Consider the following 25,121-nt stretch of genomic DNA (forward strand, 5'->3'; position numbering starts at 1 on the left):
TGTCCCATTCTTTTTTCAAATTGGTATAACTACTTCTTCTTATCTTCATCTAGTGCTTTTTGGATAGCTTGGCGACAAAATTCAGGAGGATCGTCCTTAGCCTTTACCTCTTCCTTCATTTCCTTAGAAACTCTAAAACTCAATTGGTCAGTTAATGGCTTATCTCCCTTTGGTTGCGCTGGTTCAAAATTTTGAGGGTTCCCTTTAGGATTAGGCATTGTTGAGAGATGTAAATATAGCTTGAGACGAACGAAACCATTAGAATAGAGTTTTATATCGGTGGCGATACCCAGTCTACAAAACAAGTTCACCACCGATACCACTTTTACAAGAGGTAACTCTATTTTATGTTCACAAGGTCAGAACTCGAAATCAAAACTATTGCTGAATTGAGAGACTTGTGTAGGCGTTACGGATTGAAGCCTACTGGGAACGGAGGGTACAAGACCAGTTGGATTGTTACCTTAATGGCATTCCCACAGATAGCACTCGCTCAACTAAGGCAAGGAAGAGGGTTGAAGTTACCAGGTTTTAGCGTTATTCAATTTATTGAAGGTGTAGTAGATGAGATGAACTCACCCACAGATGAGCAAGCGGCGCTGATTAAGCTGACAATGGATGGAAAGGCTATGAGCTACCCTGACAGATACGACCAAGAAAGCTTGCTTAACTTGCACAAGGCTAAGATGTATCTTGAAATTGCGATCGGACTGCTAAACCAGTAAATCAGTTTTGAGGGTTTGTAGTAAGCACTTTAGTGCTTAGAAAATAAGGACTAAAGTCCTTACTACGAACTTTCTTACCTGTATTGGACTCAACCCAGAAGCGCTATATTTATTAACTAACAATAAATTTTTGCCACTGTCTTTTATTTGCTCAATTAGCAATAGCACTCAAGGCAATTACTAATTCAAAACTAACTGACTTAAAAAGTAGGCAAGTGCTGCACTGCCCAAAGGAACTGTCAAATTATCAATACCTAAAAATGAAACAGCTTCTAAAGCAGTAGCTATAACTGCCACCACAAGTGATACTGCCCAAGTTTGCCAACTGTTTCCTTGAGTTCCAACTAAAATCAAACTACTGACGACATAGCTAACCAGCATCATAGTTAGGGAGCCTTCCCAACTTTTTTCTGTCCCAAAAACTTTATATTTATGTTTACCAAAGCGTTGCCCAATTAAGGCTGCTAATCCATCTCCCCAAGTCATTACCAAAATTCCGAGTGCTGCGTATTGGGGTTGTTGTAAATACCAGAACCAGGCAACTAAAATGCCGAAACTGACAGAGTAAAAAAATGTCCCTAAGCTTTGCCGTCCAACACTATTAATACCAGGAAGAATTGGTAATCGGTAAGATAATAAGGTGATTGCACTCGCTAAAATAGAAGCTGTAATCCCTACACTGGCGGGAATATCTAGCCACCAGGCGATTAAAATCACGTTACCAGTGCCTATATGAACTATCTTCCGCACGATTTCTGGCTTGTCGGCAAAGCGGTTTACCACCCCTGCAATCAGGAGGATGAGTAACACCCAAATTGCAGCGATGCCTTCGGCGGGCACAGCCAACGCAATTTGCAGCCAGAAAACCGGAATTGAGGTGAAGTCAGAAAATGTAATTAACAAAGATACGACAAAATGAAAATTTTTACCCCTGTTACTAATTTATAAGATTTGGGTAGCTGCAATGAAATTATTATTTATTTGGCTGATTCGGGGCTACCGAATGTTTATCTCGCCGTTGTTTCTCCCGACTTGTCGCTTTCAACCAACTTGTTCGATGTATGCTATTGAAGCTATTGAACGATTTGGAGTGTTGCGTGGTAGCTGGATGGCAACTCGGCGGATTTTGCGCTGTCATCCGTTTCATCCAGGTGGTTACGATCCAGTGCCAGAGGTGGTGGAAAAGGTGAAGGAGGAGTAGTTTTGTGCAAATTGTGGGGAATTAAGGAGTGAAATTTAAACGGAGAGGGGCGCAAAGGGAAGCGCAGAGGGACGCGGAGAATGAGAAGAGGGGTAAATTATTAAAGGATGTGTTGGTGGGTATAGCTATTTGGGGAGATGTCAACAGATGAGGTTGTCATCTAGCGTGGGAAGGTTGAATAATTTAATTTAGATTTACGATGATTAATCCTACTGCGATTTCTATACCTGAACCACAAATTCCTACTCCTGGACCGAGTCCGCTACCTAGTCCCAATCCTGAGCCGAGTCCGCTACCTAGTCCCAATCCTGAGCCGAGTCCGCTACCTAGTCCCGAACCTGTACCGGGGCCAGCGATTCCTCAACCGTTACCGGGGCCTGTACCAGAACCAGTACCTGCTCCCATTCCTCAGACGGTTCCAGGGACAATTCCCCAAACTATACCGGAACCTGTTTAGATTAACTTGGTAATGTAATCCAAAATCTCAAATCTAAAATTCAAAATGCTAAGAGCCGGAATTGTCGGACTTCCCAACGTCGGAAAATCTACTTTATTTAATGCTGTAGTTGCTAATGCCAAAGCTGAAGCAGCTAACTTCCCTTTTTGCACGATTGAACCGAATGTCGGCGTTGTCGCAGTACCGGATGAACGGTTAAATGTTCTTGCTAAAATTGGCAGTTCGGCACAAATTATCCCAGCGCGGGTTGAATTTGTCGATATTGCCGGTTTAGTTAAAGGTGCTAGTCAGGGTGAGGGATTAGGGAATCAATTCCTGTCCCACATCCGGGAAGTTGATGCGATCGTCCATGTGGTACGTTGTTTTGAGAATGACGATATTATCCACGTTGCTGGTTCTGTTGACCCAGCGCGAGATATTGAAATCATTAATATAGAACTGGGTTTATCAGATTTAGCACAAATTGAACGGCGAATTGACCGCACTCGCAAACAAGCTCGTACCAACAAAGATGCACAGTTTGAAATCACAGTTTTAGAAAAATTAGCTGCGGCTTTAAATGAAGGTAAATCGGTGCGTCAAGTAAGCTTGAATGAAGAAGAAGCAGTAATTATTAAAGGATTAGAACTGCTCACTTATAAACCGATTATCTACGCCGCGAATGTATCTGAGGATGAGTTGGCAACGGGTAATCATTTTGTCGAAACAGTACGGCAAATTGCAGCTACAGAAAATGCCCAAGTTGTGATAGTTTCGGCTCAAGTTGAAGCTGAATTAGTGGAATTACCAGAGGAAGATAAAGCTGATTTCCTCGCGTCTTTAGGTGTGGAAGAAGGCGGTTTGAAATCATTGATTCGGGCAACTTACACGCTTTTAGGTTTGCGGACATATTTCACTAGTGGCCCCAAAGAAACCCGCGCTTGGACAATTAATGCCGGAATGTCTGCACCCCAAGCTGCTGGTGTAATCCACAGTGATTTTGAAAGGGGATTTATTCGCGCCGAAACTGTTGCTTATAAAGATTTGGTAACAACTGGTTCGATGAATGCTGCGAAGGAGAAAGGGTTGGTTCGCAGTGAAGGGAAAGAGTATGTTGTGCAGGAAGGAGATGTAATGTTGTTCCGATTTAATGTGTAGGGGTAATTAATGGGTGGCCGTTATCGATAAGATAATGGTCAACTTACACCTAATTCCGATCGCCATAAATAAATTGACAAATATTGTATAATGTGCATAAAAATATGCAAGGCGATCGCAAATAAACCAGCAATCCTCAAAATCTAGTAGCTACTTCCACCCACAATATATAGATAAGAACCCAAATTCTCGTCGTCTGTACCAACCACTACACCGCCTTTTGCACCGGGAACAAGTTCCATAGCTTCAATTTTGTGATAATTAGAGCGGTAGAGGGGAACAAATTGAGAATTTTGCCGCCATACAATTTTGTTTTCACGCAATCCCAAGTAACCAGCGACATACACAGCTGACTGAAATGGGCCATCATCCCCAGCATCACTTGCTGATGTGATGTACACAATTCCTACGGGGTCTACTTTAATATCTGAAATATGGCGAACATTGCCAGATGGAAACGGTACTTTCAGATTGGCAGAACCTGCAAGAGTAATTTGATATTTAGCTAAGTCGAATATTCCCCAAAAAATAGTTGCTGGTTGTTCTCTTTCACCTCGATGCCCCCAAATAGCAACTAATTTCCCATCTATATTTTGTAATCCAAATGCTTCAAGATTATTTCCTTGAATAATTTCTGGTAGACTGAATTCTTTTAGAACTGAGATGGTCTTGTTGGCAGAGTCTAACCTGATGTAATAAGCTTTTCCAGAACTGCTTAAAGCGATAAAAGAGGATTTTGTTTTCTCTGGAACAGATGTTAAAGCTTCTAAGTCGATGGGCAATTCTGTATTATTTGGCCAATTCAATGGGAAATATTTAGGTTGGCTTTTACCCTTAATCCTGACGATTGCTAAACGACCTTGGTTTTTTTGTTTGTTGTCATGAACAATCAGAAAATCGAGCGTATTGCTTTGTTGTTCTATCAAAGCTATACCACTGATACTGAAATGGATGCCATCGTGAACTGGACGCCAATCTTGCGCCCAAGCTTTCTGGGATATGAGTAACACTGCACCTAAGACTACTATATTGATAATTAACCTAAGAAACCGAGGCATATTGATTTAGGCAAGTTGTGAGTATCGGTAAAAGGATTGTGTTAACGGATGAATCATATCAAATCCAAGCAATTTGCACCCACATCAATAAAGCAGCTTTTTGAACTCACAACGACCAGTATACTTACGTAATTAGTTGACTTACGATAGTACTTTCTGTAAAGAAAGCAATAATTCATTGACAGTATAGGGCTTCGACAAAAATGTATTGACACCAATAGCTGCTACTGCACTGAGCTTATTGTCAGACATAAGTCCACTGCTGGCGATAATTCTGACTTGGGGGTTGATTTTTTGCAAGGTACGCATGGCAGTTAAACCATCCAGTGAGGGCAGCATAATATCCATGAGGACGGCACTAATTTTGTCTCTATTTTGAGCATATAGCGCGATCGCCTCAATGCCATCACTGGCAACTAAGATTTTGTAGTTGTGAGCTTCTAACGATGTTATCGTAATCTCTTGAATGGCGGCTTCATCATCCACAACCAAAATCAATTCTCCATGTCCTTTCTGTGGTGGCAAATTTTCGGGGCTAATTGTTTCCATTCCCTCTGCGGCTGGTAAGTAAACCTGAAAGCTAGTGTCACTCCCCGGTTCACTAAATACGTTCACAAAACCTCCGTGACTTTTAATAATCCCCAGCACTGTGGAAAGTCCTAAACCAGTGCCTTGTCCGACATCTTTTGTAGTAAAGAATGGCTCGAAAATTCTATCTAGCATTTCTTTAGGAATCCCAACTCCAGTATCGGAGACAGTAATCACTATGTAAGGCCCCTCTTTGGCTTCTAGATTCATGCGGGCATAATTTGCGTCAATCAACATATTTTCGGCAGAGATACTCAAAGTGCCGCCATCGGACATAGCATCGCGGGCGTTAACGCAGAGGTTCATCAGCACTTGATGCAGTTGCGTACTATCTCCAGAAACCATCCACAAATCTTGCGGTACATTAGTGCTGATTTCTATCGATTTGGGAAAAGTCTCTTTAAGAATCTTGGCAATTTCCACAATTATATGTTTGAGTTGCAAAGTGATGTGCTTTCCTTCTACACCCCGCGCAAAGGACAGCACCTGTTTGACTAAATCAGCACCGCGTCTAGCGTTAATTTCTAAAATTTCTAGTAGATGACGAGTCCGCTCATCTGCATTGGGAAATTTCAGTGGTAGTAGTTGCGCTCCTGCCAAAATCGGTGTCAGGATGTTGTTGAGGTCGTGAGCAATACCACTAGCTAAAGTGCCAATACTTTCCAGGCGTTGAGCGCGAAATAATTGGGCTTCTAGGTGCTTTTTTTCAGTAATATCTGTGTCAACGGTGAGAATTGATTTGGGTTTTCCTTGTTCATCGCATACCAGACTCCAGCGACTAGCTACAAGGACTTCTTTGTTCATTTTAGTAAGTTTTGTTAACTCACCCTGCCACTTACCTTTACTAATAGCTTGCAATAGAGCTGCTTCAATTTCCGGTGAAGGTTCGTCATACAAAAGTTCGCTAGCATTTTTACCCCATGCCTCTGTAGCTTGCCACCCGTAAAGTGTTTCTGCACCTTTGTTCCAGAAGATAATTTGATTGTTTAAATCTCGGACGCAAATGGCATCTGTGGTGACATCTAGTAATGCTGCTTGTTCGCGAATTTTTTCTTCTGCTAATTTGCGTTCGCATAGCGCGGCTTGCCGTTCGCGTAGCGCAGCCTGTCGTTCGCTAATATCTATACTGGCGCATGTCACCCCAACAATTTCTTGGGTTTCATTCCGCAGTGGCTCGACAGTTAAATCGTAATATCGCGTTATATCTTTGATGGTAATTGATACTTCCTCTCGCGTTCCTATGCCTGTAGTCAGGACTCCATGTTTAATTGCGATCAGACGTTGGGCATCTTGTACTGGGATGATATCTAAGTCTTGTTTGCCCAATATTTTCTCAACTATCAATCCAGATGGGGGATTGTAAACCCAAGTGTACCGTAAATCTTTATCCTGGTTATAGACAAAGATTGGAGAGTTTTTAAGAGCAACCCGAAATCGCTCCTCACTCTGCCGCAGTGCGTTATCTGCCCGTTGACGTTCGATGGCATAACGCATAGATCGCACCAGCAAGTCACCAGTTACTTGCCCCTTCACTAAATAATCTTGCGCTCCTTGTTGCATTGCGCTAGTTGCTAGGGTTTCATCATTTATACCCGTCAGCACAATGATTGGAGTTGCTTTTGCCTGATTGTGAGCAATGACAAAGGTTTGTAATCCCTGGCTATCTGGTAGGGAGAGGTCTAACAAAATTACATCAAAAATTTCGTTTGTCAGGTAGTTGACTGCTTCATCAAGCCGTTCAACAGGCATCAACTCAACTACAACTGTGGTAACTTCCTTAAATAACTCTTGTAACAATAAGACATCACCAGGGTTGTCTTCTACTAACAAAACTTTAATAATATTTTTACCTGCCATTTCCACTACTCCGGCGGCAGTTTTACGATCGCAAACCAAAAATTTTCTATTGATTGGACAATTTTAACGAATTGATCGAAATCTACTGGCTTAGTTATATAACAGTTGGCAAAAAGGTTATAGGCTTTGAGGATATCTTCTTCAGCCTGGGAAGTCGTCAAAACTACTACAGGAATTCGTTTGAGGTTTTCATCTCCTTTTATTTCTGCTAATACCTCTCGTCCATCTTTTTTCGGAAGGTTAAAATCGAGCAGCACAATATCTGGATGAGGTAATTTAGCATATTTTCCCTGTTTTCGCAAGAATGCCATTGCCTCTACACCATCCTCGACTACGTTCAAGTGAATTGAGATTTTACTATCTTCTAGGGCGATGCGTGTAAGTTGGACATCGCCAGGATTATCCTCTACTAACAAAACCTCAATAGGCATAATCGCTGTTATGGTGTTTACCATTGCTTACCTGCTCTATCTGGAATTGTGAAGTAGAAAGTCGAGCCTTGACCCGGTTTCGACTCAACCCAAATCCGGCCGCCGTGGCGTTCGATAATTTTTTTACAAATTGCCAGACCAATTCCAGTACCTGGATACTTGTCTCTAGCGTGCAAGCGCTGAAAAATTATAAAAATACGTTCAGTGTATTGGGATTCCAAACCAATTCCATTATCACGCACCGAGAACAACCATTCATCCTCCGAGGGTATAAAATTTAAATTTTTTCCATCTAATATATCTGCATTTCCCTTACTTACCCCAATGTAAATTAATGGCTGTTGACGATCGCAAAATTTGATCGCGTTGGCAATCAAGTTTTGAAATACTTGTGTCAATTGGGTAGCATCAGCCATCACTTGAGGTAGAGTATTGTAGGTGACAACTGCCTTTCGATCTGCGATCGCAACTTGAAGATTGCCAAGCACCTGTTCTAAGACAACACTACAATCAACTGGTACAAAAGGCTGTCCACGGGTACTGACGCGGGAATAGTTTAACAAATCGTTGATGAGGGTCTGCATCCGGCTGGCCCCATCTACTGCGTATGTAATAAACTGATCTGCATTGGCATCCAGTTTGTTTTTGTATCTCCGCTCCAGCAGTTGTAAATAACTAGTTACCATCCGCAACGGCTCTTGCAAATCATGGGAAGCTACGTAGGCAAACTGTTCTAATTCTGCATTAGAACGAGTAAGTTCCTGACTTTGCTGGGTTTCTTTTTCCAATAGTTGTGCCTGAGATAAAGCAATGCCAATTTGGTTCGCTAATTGCTGTAACAAATCCATCTCAAACTGATTCCACTGTCGAGGTGCGCTACACTGATGAGCTAGCAATAAGCCCCAAATATCGTCCCTGACAATAATCGGCACTACGAGGTTAGCCCTGACAGCAAACTGCTGAAGAAATTCTCGATGGCATTGTTGGATATGAGCAGATTCAATGTCTTCAAGGGCGCTTACTCTTCCCTGGCGATATCTTTCTATATAGTCTTCTTTAAAACAGGGATCAAAAAGATTTTTTCCTAAAATTACCGGCCAACCAGGCAGCACTGCCTCTTGTACCACTGTTCCCGAACCGTCAGGTTCCAGTCGAAAAATTAACACCCGGTCAGCTTGCAGTAATTTTTGTACCTCTGTGACAGTGGTTTGAAGAATTTCATCTATTTGTAAAGATTCTCGAATTTTTAGGGTGATTTCGGCAAACAGTTGCGATCGCAGATTTTGCCGCTTTAATTCTTCATCTGCCTGCTTGCGATCTGTGATATCAGTATAAGAACCAACCATCCGTACTATATCACCCAATGCGTCCCAAAGTGCCTGTCCTCGATCAAGAATCCATTTATAGCTGCCGTCTTGGCACTGGACTCGATATTCACAGACGTAAAACGGTGTCTTCTTGGCAAAGTGGTCTTGGAAAGCCTGAAGTACCCAATCTCGCTCATCAGGATGGATTCGTTTTGTCCATTCATCCCAATGGTTGGAAACTTCGTAGTCTTTATAGCCGAGCATTTCCTTCCATCGAGTTGAAAAGAACACTTCATTAGTCTTGAAGTTCCAATCCCAAATACCATCATTATTACCATGTAATGCTAATTGCCAACGTTCTTCACTTTCTCGTAGTGCTTCTGCTGTTTTCCGTCGTTCAGTAACATCTTGAAAATAAACAGACAAGCCGTCTTTTGCTGGATAGGCGTGAACTTTAAGCCACTGCTGCTGTGGCAGATACAATTCCTCAAATTCGACACTAACCTGTTCTAAGATTGCCCTGCGATATTCACAATCAAATGTTGTGCCGATAATTTCTGGAAACACCTCCCAGATGTTTTTACCTAAAAGCTGATTGTGAGTTTTTTGCAACAGCCGTTCTGCTTGACCATTAATATAGGTGAATTGCCACTTTTGATCCAAGGCAAAAAAACCATCAGTGATACTTTCGAGAAGATTGGTGATGCGGGTTTTGGCGGCTTCAGATTGGGCGCGGGCTGCTTGCTCGTGCGCCACTAGTTTCTCAGTAACTTTAGATACCTCACTTACATGACGCCTGAGTTCGAGTTGGTCGATTACCAGGCGGCTCAAACCCACAAATGCCTCCACTTGTTTTTGGCTTAGTTGTCTTGGAACTTGGTCGATTGCACACAGAGTTCCCAACATATCTCCCTTCGGAGTAATTAAGGGTACACCTGCATAAAATCGTATATATGGATAGCCAGTTACTACCGGATTACTTGCCAACTTCTCATCAGCTAGGGTATCAGGAACCACCACAACATTACGCTGCTCTTGGCAAAGATAAGATAATCCAACAGTCCGGGGCATTTCTGATACATCTAAACCTATTTTTGCCTTAAACCATTGACGGTTTTCATCAATAAAATTTACCAAGGATATGGGAGTGCCACAAATAAAGGCCGCTAACTGAGCAAGATTGTCATAAGCTTCTTCGGGTTCTGTGTCAAGAATTTGATACTGGCGGAGGGCTTCTAACCTCGCTATTTCTGTATCAATATGTCTAGGTTTCATTAACTTTTTTTAATAAATCTAAATGTGATATCCAGCCAGCAGCGTTATTATCTCAAGAATCGCTTAACTTTTGTTACTAATTCTTAATCCTTTCCTCACCTTTGGCTGTTCAGGAAAGTCTGTTAAAAGCGATTTTTAAAGGATGTTTGACAAGTATTTTCGTAACATCTAAGCCTTAGAAACCTAACTCTCCCAGCCCCCTTTACCTACAAGACAATGGGCGTTTCAAAGTCTTGCTCCGTTTCAGGGAGAAATTTGAAGAGGGGTTTTGAGTATACTTTACAACTTTTTCAACAAGCTCTTATCAGCCACTGCCTGTCTACGCCACAAATTTATTGCATAGGCATAGCCTGTCGTAGACATCGCACTAATTCTAGTGTAGACAAATTTAGGACTGATATTAGTTACTGTGCATGATTAGATTTATTTATTAGACAGAGAATATTTAATGAATTGACCAGAGTAATTTACCAGTCGGACTAAACCATTCTAGGTCGATGCGATCGTCTTCTACTGTGTCGAAATTTTGAGGAAAACTGGCTTTTACATTAATGCGAAATTTATCTGCATCAGCATCGATGCACAGGGGCTAATTGTGAGATATCGCTCTAGTATTTCCACTACATGGCTAAGGTAGTCTCTATTTGCTCAATCAGTGTACTACTGATGTATAAATAAATTCCATCAGAAAACAGCAAGTGTATTAAATTTGCAGAAGACAGCGAGTATCCTAAAGTATATTTTTTACTCTGTTTTTGAAGTTAATAACTTCAAGCTACGTATTTATGCGGGTAACCTATAGTTCAATTTTTGAGTTGTGGTGATTTTGCTGAGGTTGAATTTTTGCTCAAGAATTACACTCTTGTTGCAGTAAATCTGCTTAATCCTATTTTATTCTTTGCGCCAGGATCATAAATCAAACTTTTTTGACTATTTATATTTACTGAAACACTGTTGAACCCATCAAATGAAACAAATCAATAATAAATTCAAAGGCCAAGTATTAAAGAATGGTTAAGTTTCGACATTAGCCAATGCTCACATAGTTTGAATCGCCAAAAATTTTATTCTGAAAACATTGAAAAATCCAAAACGAAAAAGCTTCAATATCTCCCTAATGAGATTCAAAAAAAATGTAAAAATTCTTGGAATTTGTTTATTGTATTCAACAATTTTATACAAAACTGTATTTATTAAAATACCTGCGGTCGCTCTAAGCATAAACAGGCAAAATAATCTTGATTTAATCGCTAATTATAACAAGTCATTAATCAATTCCGATCAAAAAACAAATAACTTACCAAGCCAAGAATTGTTAAAACAGGCTTTAAGAAAGTCTAACTCTGACCTAGAGAAACCAAAACAGTTACGCAAGTTCACCATTGCTGACGTTATCCCAATTGAAGAATACAAAGATAAACCTCCCAAGCTACCTGAAGAAGATGAAGAAAAGCCTCAACCAAATACAATTCAACCATCAAAACCATACACACCCCAGCAACAGATACTAATAGAAAAACTACGCCGAACAAAAAAACAACAACAAGTAATCCAAAAGAAAATAATTATTGACGCTCTGACTGCAAGTTCCAATCGGTATTCTTGGATAGTTAATCCAACAGATAACCTGACTTTTAAGCCTCAATTATTTAAACCAAATGAAGACGAAAGTTATATAGATACAGATTTAAATATCAGATTTTCTGGAGACAACCAGTTTATTGATAAATTTACTTATGCTAAATTTCCCAAAGATGACCAGTTTTACTGGGTTCTCAATAACAATAGATTAGTAATTGAGACTAAAGGTAGACAAGCTGGTATTCTTGCTCAAGGTAGAGCTTCTGAAACTTACACTACCCAAAATATGACATCAACCCAAGGATTTTGGGGATTGCAAAATATTAATACTTTACCTGTAAATTTTGATGAATTAATCGGTGGAACTGCAATTCAAGATTTTTCTATACTTTCTATAGCGGGAGAACTAATTAATCCTGAAGGGATACCTGCTGGTAAAGTAATAATTAATAGTGGAATTAATCTTAACGATCCTAATGTCACAGTTTTGGCAAATACTACACCAATTATTGGAAGCGGTTCCACTTTTAGTAATGATGGTGGCGGCTCTTTATTTGATTTCTTAGATGCTACTAATACACCTAAAATTCTACAAGCTTTTCCTACTACTAATTTAAAGCCTTTACTAAATGGCGGAAGTGTTCAACTTAAACTAGGCGAAATTATTCCCGATCGTGTTTTAGAAGCGACTGGTATTTTATGGGGAAATATCTTGACGGGTGAAGGTTTTGGTTTTACTGCTCCTGTCTCTTCATTACCAGGTGTTAAAATTGCCCAGATAGGCGAATTTGATAATTTTGATTTATTAAATATAGCAGTTAATCCTTACTTGACGCCACTTGAGAGAGACTTGGCTTATTTAAATTCTTTATCTTGGGTATCTTTCGGCAAAAGAGATCCCATATTTAAAACTTTATCTGAGACACAAACAACTTCTAATTGGCACAGATTATATGTTAACTATCCTCATAACCGTACTATTGTTCAATATGATAAACAAAAAATTAGTGCTAGTTATTCTAATATTTTTTCTAGCCCAGGATTGTCTATTACAGCTAATTTAAGTGACTTTAGTATTGATAGTATCCAAACAGCTAACTCTACTTTAGGATTGGCATTAGGCGGAATCTTTGAATACATTAAAATAGATAATATTAATGAAAGTTTAGCAGAAGCACGAGAAAGCTTTAAAAACGGAGAAGGTTTTGTTGAATTAAATACAAAGTCTACACCAAATCAAAGAAGACAAATTAACAACAGACTAAATCGTACTTTAGCTTATTCTAATGCAACCAGCGATCTAGAACAAGTCTCTGGAAGTATGACACTTCAGAGTAAAATCACTCCCAATAATTCTAGTATTTTAGAACTGAGAACAGGAAATCATAAACGCACAGTCCAATTTTTACAAAGAGATGTTGAACTTTTAGATCCAGGGGATACATTCTTTTCAACCCTTAGACTTTCTAATGAAAGATTTGGCCCTCTGACTTTCATAGGAAATCAGATGCCTTTGACTAATACTGATATTAATCCTATTAACGAATCTAGCGGTGCTGAAGTTATTTTGACTAACTCCCAAGGACGACAATTTGTACAACGATTTAATTCCGAAGATAACACTATAGTACCAATTCCAGTCCGCACATTTGATTTAGCATTCGATTATTTTGAACTCACCAGAGTCGATCGCATAGGTGTGAGTTTTAAAAGCTTTGATGGTTATCTATCTTTACCTTCAGTCGAATTATTAGCTGCTGGTTCTTCTGGAGATTTAAACTATAGTGCTAGCTTAGGAACTTGGTTTAATATAAATGCCAACTCAGCGCCTGGAGTTTCTAATAATAATTTAGGATTAGCAGAACCATCTGTGGGTATATATGCCAGTGTTTTGGCTAACCATATTAAAACTCATGTCCAGTTAAACTCAAATAAAAAACCTGTAGCTGTCAACACTCACATCCCATCATTAAAAATTGACTGGAATAGTGCATCAAATAACAATAATCCTTTTTCCACTGTACTCAGCTATTATTTTAATCATCAAGAAAAAAATATAAGTTTTTCCTTAGCGCCTGCAATAGCTTTTATTCAAGATAATAGCAATGGTGAGTTTTTAACACTGTTTAGTGGTGAAGTTAGCACTAGCACAGGCTTAAATATTAATACTAACTTAGAGTTAGGTAAAAACCTTTTTTATGAGTTAGAAGGCTTGCAAAAAGTTGGTAGAAATTTTTCTGTTGGTGCTTATATTAAAAATTATTTTACTAAAAACGTGGGTTTAAATACCCGATTATCTGGTCTAAACTACGGAGCCATTTTTAGATATAATTTTATAGATAATAATATTTTTATACAATCTAAAATTGGTACGGGAGAGAATGGGCTTGATATGCAAATTCAAGGTGGTTATCGATTTTAAATACAAAAATAAATAGGGAAGCTAAAATTAGAAAAATTTATCCTGGATTATTTTATTAACTAATATAAATTTAATATGTAAAAACAATCAGTATAATCCAAAGAGACTTCTTTCCCTTTATATCTTGGCTTTTTCCTATTGCGTTCTGCCCTTTACCTCTTGCCTAAGAATTATCAAATATCGTAGATGCAGCAATAATAAATTTAGTATAGTTTTTGCAACTATTCTAAAGCCCCTAAGCCATTAGTAGTGTTGATTGTCTGAATTAAAGAGGCTGTATCGGGAATTAATGTTTGATTATTGACTGTTTCTAAAGTTTGGTTCAAAAACGAATTGTTATTATTTGTGATTATTTCATTGGCTGTGCCTACTGTCAGAGATAAAGAAGTTATTCTTTGATTAGTTGCTCCAATATTTGTCAGACTAGGCGTTATTGTTAAAGTCGTGTTTGTGCCAAGATTTAAAAAATTATTGCTAACAGGTAAAGAGAGTTCACCACTAACACTTTGATAAGCGCCGGAAGGCGAAACTATAGAAATAGCTCCACGTGCCACAGCTTCTTGTGCATATACTGGCACTGCAATAAAATTGCCTACGCTGATAAAACCCAGCAAGCAAATGGTTCTTTTGATAGTTCCAGGCAATTGACGAAACACGCTATACATAATTTATTGCTCATGCTTTCTTTGATTGGCATGAGCAATATAGCGGTAACTTTTCAGAAAAATTGATTGCTAGACTACTAAAATTTGGTATAAGAATTGACACTTAGTAAATAAAGGCAAAGTTCAATAGGCAAATAGCAAGAGTAATTATTGTGTGATTCTCTTGCGCCTATTGCCTTCTAGCTTCCGTCTTTTGCCTTTTGTATTTTACCTATTGGCTAATTTAAAAGATTTCGTAAAGTATCTATTTAAACAACATCAAAAGCCCGATTTCTTCAAGAAACCGGGTTTATATGGTAATATAGTGGATAAGTTTGGAAATACCGCCCCTCAACTACATTCAAGGGGCTGTATTTTTTTCTTCAATCTTTTACATCTCAGTCACTCTCTACTTTATCCCCTGTCAAAAGTATGGATACAAGTAAAGAAGAGTCAGTCAAAGAATTGATTCGCGTATTACCAAATACTTTGATGCAAATGCCCAGCATGGGGATAGTCGTAGACGTTTCGTCTCAACTGATGGCAAAATTTTTTCAAACAATACCCAAACAGAGATTGAAAATCAATGCAAGGTGTGAAAGCATATAGACTAAAAGCCAATAGCTTTTAACACTATAGTGATTTTCTGTCAGTTAACAATCAGTCTATTCTAGACCGCCATTAACACTAGCTGCTCTGATAAGGGCTGCTAGGTCTTCAACTGCTGTAACAGTACCGGCATCAATCTTAGCTGCAATAGCTGCTTCGATTGTAGAACTGGGTGGTGAGACCAGGTTTACAACTGCACCTGGATCTATTGTTAAAGTAACTACGCTTTCGTCATTGGCACCTGCTGTACCGCTATATGCAGGTGTAACAACTAACGTTGGTCCGGTGAAATATGCAGAAGTGGGTGCAGTTAACTCAGCACTGACGCTGACAGAAGCACCTGATGGTCTAACAATTGTAACCGCACCACGAGCAGCAGCATCTCCTGCATTTGCAGGTGCTGCAAAGAAATTACCAACACCAACCAAACCTAATACACAAACGCTGCCTTTGAGAATTGCAGAAATTTTCATGATTAACAAACTCCCCGTGTTGTTTCTCTTTACGTTCTCAATATAACCATTGCCTGCCAGAAACATCTCAGCAACAATACTGAAGTTTAAAAAAATTGCAGAGGTCGTAAATTAAAAAAACTAATAGATGGAAGTATTGGTGTGGCTCTGAATATAAGCTTCAAAAACCTCATAAAAATTGAGTTGCAGCAAAGCTTATGCCTACTCAGTGTCTGTATGAACTTTGTGGCAATGATTACCATTTTTTGGATTTAGGAAAACCAAATTCAGAAAGTATTAGAGGTAAGCCTTTAGACTGCTTCCAATGCCCCAATACCCTGTAAACACTGCTTAATAATTCGTTAAAACTTGTCAAATATGGCTATGTCATATCTTTGCTAAATCTTAAGTGCATCTTTATAGGTAATATGCTGTGGGCAACGATTTGAATCCCAGGCTTATCGCAGTTATTGTATGGATGCAATATTTTGAAAGGGCAGATAACTATACGCCAACACCATATTCCACAAAATTAAAAACGGCTATAAAATCTAGTTATAGGTTAGGTGGTTAGGGTGGTTATCTGGAAGATAGCCAAGGCGATGTCTACGACGGGCTATGCCTACGCGCAAAGCAGCCAAAAATTTCTTAGGAATGTTGGCTTTCGTGCCTACACAAGTTAATTTTTGAGTCTTTGACTAAAGTTATTTAAATACAAATAGATTTTGATTTAAGTATGATGTCTGTCCTTTACCAGTAACGAGGGAGAGAATCAGCACTACAAAAACTTGCCTCAGCGTTATGCTCAAGCACCATTTAACCTACTATATTTATTGTCCCCCATTTGAATGGGCTACATCCGCCTGCCTTTAGGTCATTATGGCAAAATCTAAGAAAAGCGCTACCCCCATCAATCTCAGCGATCCACAATATTATCTTAATCGAGAGTTAAGCTGGTTAGAATTTAATGCCAGGGTATTACATGAAGCCTGTGACGATCGCACCCCACTTCTGGAACGTCTTAAGTTTTTGGGAATATTTAACTCTAATTTAGATGAGTTTTTTATGGTGCGCGTTGCTGGCTTAAAGCAACAAGTAGAGGCAAAAGTTAGCCTGTTAACTCCCGATGGCCGGACACCACAACAACAGCTAGACGATATTAGGTCTACCCTTACTCCCCATGTCAACAAACAGCACCAACATTTTGAGGAAGTACTTCGTCCTTTACTAGTAAATCATGGCATTCATATTCTGAATTACATAGATTTAAATCAAAAGCAGCGGACTCATCTCAACAGCTATTTTGAGGAACAAATCTTTCCAGTTTTGACTCCTCTGGCTGTCGATCCTAGTCATCCCTTTCCGTTTATTTCTAATCTCAGTTTGAATCTGGCTGTTGTGGTCAAGAACCCAGACACCGAAGAAGAATTCTTTGCCAGAATTAAAGTCCCTAGCGTTCTACCACGATTTTTACCGATACCGCCTGAGTTGGGAGATCAGAATAGCGAAAAACCTGCCCACTGGACTGGGGTACCTTTAGAACAGGCGATCGCTCATAACTTGGAATCTCTATTTCCAGGGATGAACATTCAAGAATATCATCCGTTCCGCATTACCCGTGATGCCGATTTGGTCTTAGAAGAAGATGAAGCAGATGATTTGTTGTTAGCAATCGAACAGGAATTGCGAAAACGGCGGCTGGGTGGAAGTCCAGTCCGGCTAGAAATTCAATCCCAAACTCCGGAAATAGTGCGATCGCGATTATTACAAGATTTGGAATTAACAGAAAGTGATGTTTACGAGGTAAATGGTCTTTTGGGACTGCGGGATTTAATGTACTTTATGTCCTTGCCATTGCCGGAGCTCAAAGATCCACCACGCCAATCTGTTGTACCCTTACGCCTGCAAAGGCTGAGAGAACCGAGTTTAGACCCAGATGCGCTGGAGACGGAGGAAGGAAAAGACTTTTTTGCTGTAATTCGGGAAAAGGATTTGCTAGTACACCATCCTTATCAATCCTTTTCGGCTACAGTAGCGCGCTTTATTACCCATGCTGCCTACGATCCGAATGTATTAGCCATCAAGATGACCCTTTACCGGACTTCTGGTGACTCGCCCATCGTCAACGCCTTAATTGCCGCTGCCGAAAATGGCAAGCAAGTATCTGTGCTGGTGGAATTAAAGGCGCGATTTGATGAGGAGAATAATATTTACTGGGCAAAACGACTAGAAAGAGTTGGAGTTCATGTCGTCTATGGTTTAGTTGGGCTAAAAACCCACAGTAAAACCGTCATGGTGGTACGGCGCGAAAAAGACCGGATACGTCGCTACGTGCATATTGGCACTGGGAACTATAACCAGAAAACAGCACGACTGTATACAGATTTGGGATTGTTTAGTTGCCGTGAAGAATTGGGTGCTGACATCACAGATTTATTTAATTTCTTAACCGGATATTCCCTGCAAAAATCTTACCGAGAGTTGCTGGTTGCGCCTGTAAATATGCGCGATCGCTTTTTGGCACTAATTCACCGCGAAATCGAAAATGTTCAAAATGGATTTTCTGGACGGATTGTTGCCAAAATGAATTCCCTAGTAGATCCGCAAATTATCGCCACTTTATATGAAGCTTCCCGCGCTGGAGTGCAAATCGACTTAATTATCAGGGGTGTTTGTTGTTTACGCCCAGGAATTAAAGATATTAGTGAAAACATTCGCATCATCAGCATTGTCGGTCGCTTTTTAGAACACTCTCGGATTTATTATTTTCATAACAATACACAGGAGGAGATATATATCGGCAGTGCTGACTGGATGCGTCGCAACCTAGATCGCCGAGTCGAAGTAATTACCCCAGTAAAAGACCCAGATATTGCTAAAGATTTGCAAGAAATTATGGGAATTATGCTTGCAGATAATCGCCAAGCTTGGGAATTACAAGCTGATGGTACTTACATTCAACGGCGTCCTTATGATGATTCTCCAGAAGCTAATTCACAAAAAATTCTCATGAACATGGCATTACGCTCAACTGGTGTAGTCTCAACCTGATTGATTAAAAAATAAGTTACTTATACCTTGACAATTAGCTCAACTTAGTCTTTTTTTTAATTGAATTTTTTGAGCAGTTGTCTCAGTTGTTTATCATAGGTTCACGCAAGTTATTCAACCATAGGATAGAGTTAGTGCTGGCACTTGTTCTCATAAACTGGAAAGGTTATTCTGAATAAATTTGTCTTTCCCCTCAATGTTAATGTTATCCTGCGAGCTTTCTACCTTGCGTGTTTTAGTAGTTGATGACCACGAGCTGACTCGCTTAACCTTACAATTGGTTTTCTCTTGCCAGGAAAATATTCAAGTAGTAGGTTTAGCCAGTAATGGTGAAGAAGCTATAGAAATGGTTAAACGTTGCCATCCTGACGTAATTGTTCTAGATTTACAGATGCCAGTCATGGATGGGTGGAGTGCGTCTAGTCACATTAAAGCTATATCTCCGAACACCCAGATACTGGCTTACTCCTCAGTGGAAGACGTAAGTTTTCACGGGACAAAGGCAATGTCTAGCTTTGATAACGTTTGCAAGAAAGATGTACCTACAAGCGAACTTATTGCCTTAGTTAGGCAGCTAGGTCAGGGTGCAGGAGATGGTTCAGTGGCAGGATAAATGATGCAGTGATTATTGCTTCGCCAACTCAGGCTTAGTTGAATTCTGGGGATTTGAAGACATGATACTAGTGAATAACGTCGGTCTAGCCTGAAGTTGAGGTTAAACCGACGTAACTTTTGAGAACTTCTACTCTCCCGGAATGGTGCGTGTAAATTCATCAATTAGTTCATCCAGTTCTTCCAAAGCCTGATTTACGTCAATTCTCAAAGTTCCCAGGTTTGGTTGCTCCAGTAAGCTTAATAGGTAATCGCGTTTACTTTGAACTGCGACAATTCGTTCTTTTATAGTCTGTAGATCCATTATTTTTTTCCTATCTTTAACTACCTTTAAATTTAAAGTTAACTCAAAATCTAATATTCTGGGACACTATAGACCCTTAATGGTCAACTTAGAGTCACTTGCCTTCCCTACGGGATACTGCGCGAATGTGGATTAAAGAAAAATTGAGTCTTTGAAAACCACAAACACAAAGGTGGGTAAAGTCTAGTTTATACGAAGCCAGTGCTTTAGGCGGTAATGTAATGCCTGACTTGTTCCCTCTTGGTGTGTTCCCTTCCGTCTCTTTAGCAACTGGCGTGCGGTTTGTAACCGCCTTAATATGGCAATTTAGGATTAGTTGAATACTAGCGCCTGGGGACAATGTTCTTCCCTAATTTGTTACTCATAGCCGATGATAATAAAACTAAGGTATTCAGACTTTATACTAATTTAAGCTCATGCTACGCCAAATCTCTTTGGGAACACTCGGTCTAACTATCGGTGGCATATTAACCATCATTGGCTTTATTGCCTATGCTGATAATAATGCCACACTCAATCTTGTCGGATTTTTTTACGGGATTCCTCTATTATTGGGAGGACTGGCACTAAAAGCTAATGAACTTAAGCCAGTACCATTTACCCAAACTACGTCACCGTCAACATTGATACTGCGCCAGCAGCAAGCAACTGATACTCAAAATAAAATTCGCAAAGACATTACCCGATATTGCTATGGTCAAGATGCTCATCTAGATACAACACTTTCTTTTCTGGGTTTGAGTCCCAATGACCAAGAACGTCCAACAGTCACAGGGTTACGAGAAACAGAAGTTAATGGAAGCTATGCCCTAATTTTAGAATTTGATTCACCGCTAATACCAATTGATGTGTGGCAAAAAAAGCATGAAAAAATGACCAATTATTTTGGTCCTGGATTGGAAATTCAAATAACGCAGCCATCTGAAAATACAATTGAGCTAGCGCTAATCAATACTCAAAAAGAATCACTAGTCAGTAGTCAATAGTCAAAAGCAAAAATTATCGTTACCCAAACTTCATTCCTTTATGACTTGTTGTTGACCATATTTTTGCAACAGTCAAAGTAATTAATAATTCATAATTACAATTAGTGGTGGCTCTTATACTTCCATTCTCTTGTTGACCACTAAATTTTGATGAGTGTGTGGACTAGTGTACAGTGTCTTTAACTATGAATTGTGAATTAGTAATTATTCTTTTGGGAATTCCCTTAACCACGATTTAACTCCCCAACTTTTTGAAGAAGTCGGGGAGATGGGCAGCAATTTTTGCTTAAAATTTCTTTAGGATTCTTTCAAGCACTTACCAAAAATTTACTTTTCTAAACGAACTGCGTACCACTGTAAATATTTCCCAGGGCCAATATCTAATTCGCAGCTAGTGTCAATTAAATATTGGGCTTGAGTTTCCACAGTATCAAACTTTTGCAAGTCAGGCGGTAAATCTTGAGTTATGAGTTTTTGAAGAGTTATTTTGAGCTTTTCTAATAGCTCTGATGGTGTCATAAATTGTTCTGGTTGATTTGTTTCTAGAACAACAAAATTATCCTGCTGGTACATTAATGAGTCTGGCATTTTTAAGATTTAGCGAATGTCAATAGGTTTGGATGGTTTTTATAAGAGCTTTTGCTTGTTTGTTTAGCCAACGTTGAGTTCTGGGCGGTTTATGGCTAGAGCGGAATGGTTATGAAGTCACTTGAAAATAAAGTTTTGCACTAAGTTTTATCTCAATCTTATGTAATTATACTAAACCTCAGCAAGCCTTGTCAGATAGACTAAATAAATTTCAGTCAGGTGATATTAGTATTTAGTATTAACTATCTTCTGAGGGTATTTTGGCAATTGCCTTGCTCTGGATCGCTAGGTTTCTCAATTAACTACACAACTAAAGAATTAAGGTGTGTATTTGTAATTCTCAAAAAAATCGTAATTTGACTTTAACAATAGGGAAATATAAAAGTAACATTTCCTCCCATAACCATCGCTGAACAAAAAGGTAGCAATTGCCTTCGTGTTCCAATTACAGATTGTCTATGCAACTTATTTATCTACCGCTTGCTTGGGCCAACAACATTGGGCAGTCCATTGTCAAAAAACAGTTGATTGTCAAGCCAGACAAACCTTTGACGCAAATCCTGGCATTGATGAAAATAGCGATCGCTCCTATGCGATTGAGTTGCACGGCCTTTTTCAGGATAGTCCCGCAAGTGGAAGGCAACTCATGTCAGGCATAAGCCCATTTTCTGTTTCTAAGCAACCACCACTGATTCTAGTGGCTGATGATGACAAGACCATCCGGGTATTGTTGCGTAAAGCAATGGAACAAGAAGGTTATCGAGTGGTCGAGGTTAATGATGGTAAGCAATGTTTAGATGCTTACGAGACTATCAAACCGGATATAGTTTTGCTAGATGCTGTAATGCCTGTGATGGATGGCTTTACTTGCTGTAAGCACTTGCTCCAAATTGCCAGGAATAATTTAATCTCAGCCCTTGCCACCTTTGATACTGACTCGACTCTCAACAATACGGTTATCTCCAAAATATGGGAGCGCACTCCCATCTTGATGATCACATGCTTGGACGATGAGGAATCTGTAAACCGTGCTTTTGAAGCGGGAGCGACTGATTATGTTACTAAGCCAATTCACTGGCCTGTATTACGCCAGCGGTTGCGCCGACTGCTACAGCAAGCACAAGTGTACAAACAGTTAGAGGCGGCAAACGAAGCTTTGCATCACCTTGCAAATGTAGATGGCTTAACTGAGTTGGCTAATCGTCGCCGCTTTGACGATTATCTCAATACTCAATGGATTAATCTCGCACAAGAGGGATTTCCCTTGTCAATGATTTTGTGTGATATCGACTTTTTTAAATTTTATAATGATAAATATGGCCATCCGGCAGGGGATGTATGTTTACAAAAGGTGGGTGCTGTCTTAAGCCTTAAGGCACAAAAACATCAGGATTTAGTAGCGCGTTATGGTGGCGAAGAATTTGCTGTAATTATGCCATACACTCCTGCATCTGGCGCACTTCACGTTGCCGCCGCAATTCAAGCAGGAATCAAAGATTTGCAAATTGTTCATGACGGTTCTGCGGTGAGTCAGCACGTCACTCTCAGCATGGGTGTGGCAACTGTTGTCCCGACTTGGGAATCTTCACCTTCAGAGTTGATCGTGCTGGCAGATAAAGCACTCTACCAAGCAAAGGCCGGGGGACGCGATCGCTTTGTCTCAAGTTCTTAATTGTCATTTGTCAATACCTAAGAAGGATAAACTGGCAGTGTGAAGTGAAACCATGCTCCGTTATTGGGGGTAGAATCCACCCAAATTTGACCATAGTGTGCCAGAACGATGCGTTGGCATAGACAAAGGCCAATGCCGTAACCTTCTGTACCTTCATCCCGTTGTAAGCGGAAGTGGTTTTCAAAGATGCGATCGCGATTCTCTACAGGAATACCAGGCCCAGTATCGCCAATACTAAACTGAACTTTTTGGGTAGTGCGGTGCAATCCGGCGATGCTAATTTTGCCACCTTCTGGGGTGTATTTGATGGCATTATCTAATAAATTTACTAGGACTTGCCGGATGCGTTCTGGGTCAGCATATACATAAGGTAAGTCGTTGGGAATATCTGTTTCGACCTCTTGGGATTTGGCAGTGTAGCGATCGCACAATTCTTCTAGTACATTTAAGCACAGTTTACCTAGCTGTACTTTTTGTGGTAAGATAGGAAATTCTGTATCTTTGCCACGACCTACCTGCAAAAGGTCGGCAATCATGCGATCAATGATCTTCGTTTGATTACGGGCTTGTTTTAATAGATGCGCTGTCAAGGATGGTTTGAGGCGCTGAAATTGTCCTGTCTCTAAATTGTAGTTAGATTGGAGAGTTTCGATGGCGATCGCTGCGGCTGTTAGGGGATTGCGGAGATCGTGTGCCAGCATCCCAATCACCCGATCTTTAAACTGTAGCTGCTCTTGGAGGTTATCTTTTTCTTGTTTTAAGCGAAAAATTTCGTCTGAGAGTCGGATGAGTTCGGCAGAAACAGCAACTGAACGGATAGTAGATTTGGGTGATGTCACCCTAGCATTATCGTCTATCCGTTCTTGTAAGTCTTCCTGTAATTTCAAATAGGCGTCTACAGCGGCTTGCCAGCGAGGCCACCAGTTTTTCAATTGCGCTATGATATTACTCCCAGCCAAAACCTGTCGTGGTTCCGGGTGAATTTTGATTAAAGCTGGCGTTGCTACCAATTTAAAGTGTTCTGCTAAGTAAGGTTGTTGACCAACATCAATAGTTTGAAGTTCAAAACTATACTCAGCCTGCAATTCTTTTAAGTAAGCACGTATTCGCTGCACCTGTTGGCGGGACTTGGGGCGTCCATCGACAAACAGTAACAGCTGGAGTGGAGCTTCAGAATAAATAGGCTGATCCTGGGAAACTTGCATGTAATCGTGTTTCAGCACTGGTAACAACCCGGTGACGCTTTACAGAAAGTAAAAAGGACTGACGGTTGTCGATGGTCGTTGTTTTTTCTTCTTAATATCTATTTTAGATTTTCATTCTCCTATCCGATCTGCATTTTTGACATCAGACATATCTGATTCAGCCTTTTGCTCCCGTTTGGTTAACTTTATCTCCAAGAAACACCCAAGCCCCTTGAATATAAGTCTTAATTTGCCCTGAATCAAAAATTTTCGCCAGAGCCACCAGGTGAAAGGTTTAATGCTATGTCAAATCGGCTAGTGCAGCACCATGTCAATTTGAGTACTCGCTTTCAGCAAGCGATCGCCCAAGAAAACACAGATGCTAATTGTATCTAATCTATCAGGAAGCTGTTAACTGTTCAGACCAAGTTTGTAGAGGTTTTTTTCAACCGCCAGTGCATTTGATGAAGTGTCTTTTTCGCCTCAAGCCAATAATTAACTAGGATTGGAAAAACAGCCATAGATAACTATGTACTACTTCTATAACTTGCGAAGCGCACCTTCCAGCTTTCCTAGAAGAACTACAGCCCTATCCCAGAATAACAGGGGATGGGTCGATTGAGGGAAAGTTTTGGATAACATAGAGGCGATGCCTACGACGGTAAACTACGCACTTTTAGACGAAGCACTCACTGCTTTCGAGGCTGTCAAGAAACTCTTGACTACAGCACAAGTAGCACTTTCTCTAGAAAATCAATTTAGAAATACTAGGGAAACTGCTGCGACTCTTGACTGCTTTACCTATTTACCCCAGTCGCCAATAAGAACGAACTTACGCTAATTTCCTGGAATTGCTTCACATTGGCATTTTCCAGAGATTGCCTTACTTACCTTACCATCGTCAGATGAATAATTTCCAGAATCGCTTTTCAGCCAGTGTTAGTTAACTCGATTTATTCCCCTCTTTGGGTGAGGCTAAG

General features: G+C 40.0%; 21 protein-coding genes. 10 read left to right on the forward strand and 11 right to left on the reverse strand.

Translation table 11 applies throughout. The features are described 5' to 3' along the window. Positions 1–29: 29 nt before the first annotated feature. A complete protein-coding gene (locus RMY16_RS19420) occupies positions 30–218 on the reverse strand; it encodes a hypothetical protein (protein ID WP_322660809.1) in 189 nt (62 codons plus the stop codon). A gap of 129 nt (positions 219–347) precedes the next feature. Between RMY16_RS19420 and RMY16_RS19425 the strand changes: the two genes are divergently transcribed. Further along, the gene (locus RMY16_RS19425; protein WP_322737791.1) at positions 348–725 is read left to right on the forward strand and encodes a hypothetical protein; all 378 of its coding nucleotides are present in this window, start codon (positions 348–350) and stop codon (positions 723–725) included. 180 nt (positions 726–905) lie between these two features. Here the strand turns inward: RMY16_RS19425 and RMY16_RS19430 are convergent, their stop codons facing one another. Continuing rightward, positions 906–1,628, reverse strand: coding sequence for an SEC59/DGK1/VTE5 family protein (locus RMY16_RS19430; RefSeq protein WP_322737792.1), 723 nt, complete (start codon positions 1,626–1,628; stop codon positions 906–908). 61 nt (positions 1,629–1,689) lie between these two features. On the opposite strand from RMY16_RS19430, the gene yidD reads away from it, so the two are divergent. The 3 genes from yidD (at position 1,690) to ychF (ending at position 3,520) form a co-directional block, all read left to right on the forward strand. Then, complete coding sequence (gene yidD / locus RMY16_RS19435; RefSeq protein WP_012412579.1) at positions 1,690–1,926, forward strand: membrane protein insertion efficiency factor YidD; 237 nt, start codon at positions 1,690–1,692, stop codon at positions 1,924–1,926. A 199-nt stretch (positions 1,927–2,125) separates the two neighbouring features. Beyond that, positions 2,126–2,383 carry a hypothetical protein gene (locus RMY16_RS19440; RefSeq protein WP_322737793.1) on the forward strand — a complete coding sequence of 86 codons (258 nt, stop codon included), beginning with the start codon at positions 2,126–2,128 and terminating at the stop codon, positions 2,381–2,383. Between the two features lie 45 nt (positions 2,384–2,428). After that, the gene (gene ychF, locus RMY16_RS19445; RefSeq protein ID WP_322737794.1) at positions 2,429–3,520 is read left to right on the forward strand and encodes a redox-regulated ATPase YchF; all 1,092 of its coding nucleotides are present in this window, start codon (positions 2,429–2,431) and stop codon (positions 3,518–3,520) included. 143 nt (positions 3,521–3,663) lie between these two features. Here ychF and RMY16_RS19450 read toward each other — a convergent pair whose 3' ends face one another. From RMY16_RS19450 to RMY16_RS19465, 4 genes are all read right to left on the reverse strand, one after another. Then, a complete protein-coding gene (locus RMY16_RS19450; protein WP_322737795.1) occupies positions 3,664–4,578 on the reverse strand; it encodes a hypothetical protein in 915 nt (304 codons plus the stop codon). 141 nt (positions 4,579–4,719) lie between these two features. Beyond that, on the reverse strand, positions 4,720–7,023 hold the full coding sequence (locus RMY16_RS19455; protein WP_322737811.1) for a response regulator: 2,304 nt from the start codon (positions 7,021–7,023) through the stop codon (positions 4,720–4,722). Positions 7,024–7,028: 5 nt separating this feature from the next. Then, positions 7,029–7,478 (reverse strand): response regulator, encoded by a 450-nt coding sequence (locus RMY16_RS19460; protein ID WP_292814634.1) that lies wholly within the window; start codon positions 7,476–7,478, stop codon positions 7,029–7,031. Further along, positions 7,472–10,036, reverse strand: coding sequence for a GAF domain-containing protein (locus tag RMY16_RS19465; protein ID WP_322737796.1), 2,565 nt, complete (start codon positions 10,034–10,036; stop codon positions 7,472–7,474). Before RMY16_RS19465 ends, RMY16_RS19460 begins: the two co-directional genes overlap by 7 nt. 1,078 nt (positions 10,037–11,114) lie before the next feature. On the opposite strand from RMY16_RS19465, the gene RMY16_RS19470 reads away from it, so the two are divergent. Further along, a complete protein-coding gene (locus RMY16_RS19470; RefSeq protein ID WP_322737797.1) occupies positions 11,115–14,039 on the forward strand; it encodes a hypothetical protein in 2,925 nt (974 codons plus the stop codon). A gap of 221 nt (positions 14,040–14,260) precedes the next feature. Here the strand turns inward: RMY16_RS19470 and RMY16_RS19475 are convergent, their stop codons facing one another. Together RMY16_RS19475 and RMY16_RS19480 are read right to left on the reverse strand one after the other, a co-directional pair. After that, entirely contained in the window at positions 14,261–14,704 is a 444-nt protein-coding gene (locus RMY16_RS19475) for a hypothetical protein (protein WP_322737798.1), read from the reverse strand. A gap of 644 nt (positions 14,705–15,348) precedes the next feature. After that, the gene (locus tag RMY16_RS19480) at positions 15,349–15,765 is read right to left on the reverse strand and encodes a hypothetical protein (RefSeq protein WP_322737799.1); all 417 of its coding nucleotides are present in this window, start codon (positions 15,763–15,765) and stop codon (positions 15,349–15,351) included. Between the two features lie 858 nt (positions 15,766–16,623). Here RMY16_RS19480 and ppk1 point away from each other — a divergent pair. Continuing rightward, positions 16,624–18,795, forward strand: a complete 2,172-nt coding sequence (gene ppk1, locus RMY16_RS19485; protein ID WP_416211685.1) for a polyphosphate kinase 1 — start codon at positions 16,624–16,626, stop codon at positions 18,793–18,795. Between the two features lie 196 nt (positions 18,796–18,991). Further along, entirely contained in the window at positions 18,992–19,408 is a 417-nt protein-coding gene (locus RMY16_RS19490) for a response regulator transcription factor (RefSeq protein ID WP_322737800.1), read from the forward strand. 129 nt (positions 19,409–19,537) lie between these two features. Here the strand turns inward: RMY16_RS19490 and RMY16_RS19495 are convergent, their stop codons facing one another. Then, complete coding sequence (locus RMY16_RS19495; protein WP_322660540.1) at positions 19,538–19,711, reverse strand: hypothetical protein; 174 nt, start codon at positions 19,709–19,711, stop codon at positions 19,538–19,540. A gap of 416 nt (positions 19,712–20,127) precedes the next feature. Between RMY16_RS19495 and RMY16_RS19500 the strand changes: the two genes are divergently transcribed. Further along, the gene (locus RMY16_RS19500) at positions 20,128–20,697 is read left to right on the forward strand and encodes a DUF2854 domain-containing protein (RefSeq protein ID WP_322660542.1); all 570 of its coding nucleotides are present in this window, start codon (positions 20,128–20,130) and stop codon (positions 20,695–20,697) included. A gap of 327 nt (positions 20,698–21,024) precedes the next feature. Here RMY16_RS19500 and RMY16_RS19505 read toward each other — a convergent pair whose 3' ends face one another. Then, positions 21,025–21,285 carry a chlororespiratory reduction protein 7 gene (locus RMY16_RS19505; protein WP_322737801.1) on the reverse strand — a complete coding sequence of 87 codons (261 nt, stop codon included), beginning with the start codon at positions 21,283–21,285 and terminating at the stop codon, positions 21,025–21,027. Positions 21,286–21,931: 646 nt separating this feature from the next. Between RMY16_RS19505 and RMY16_RS19510 the strand changes: the two genes are divergently transcribed. Continuing rightward, complete coding sequence (locus tag RMY16_RS19510; protein ID WP_322737812.1) at positions 21,932–22,957, forward strand: PleD family two-component system response regulator; 1,026 nt, start codon at positions 21,932–21,934, stop codon at positions 22,955–22,957. A 17-nt stretch (positions 22,958–22,974) separates the two neighbouring features. Here RMY16_RS19510 and RMY16_RS19515 read toward each other — a convergent pair whose 3' ends face one another. After that, positions 22,975–24,180, reverse strand: a complete 1,206-nt coding sequence (locus RMY16_RS19515) for a histidine kinase (RefSeq protein ID WP_322737802.1) — start codon at positions 24,178–24,180, stop codon at positions 22,975–22,977. A 592-nt stretch (positions 24,181–24,772) separates the two neighbouring features. On the opposite strand from RMY16_RS19515, the gene RMY16_RS19520 reads away from it, so the two are divergent. Beyond that, on the forward strand, positions 24,773–24,982 hold the full coding sequence (locus tag RMY16_RS19520; RefSeq protein ID WP_322737803.1) for a hypothetical protein: 210 nt from the start codon (positions 24,773–24,775) through the stop codon (positions 24,980–24,982). Positions 24,983–25,121 lie beyond the last annotated feature (139 nt).

The sequence above is a fragment of the Nostoc sp. DedQUE12b genome (assembly GCF_034530835.1).
Lineage (GTDB): Bacteria > Cyanobacteriota > Cyanobacteriia > Cyanobacteriales > Nostocaceae > Nostoc.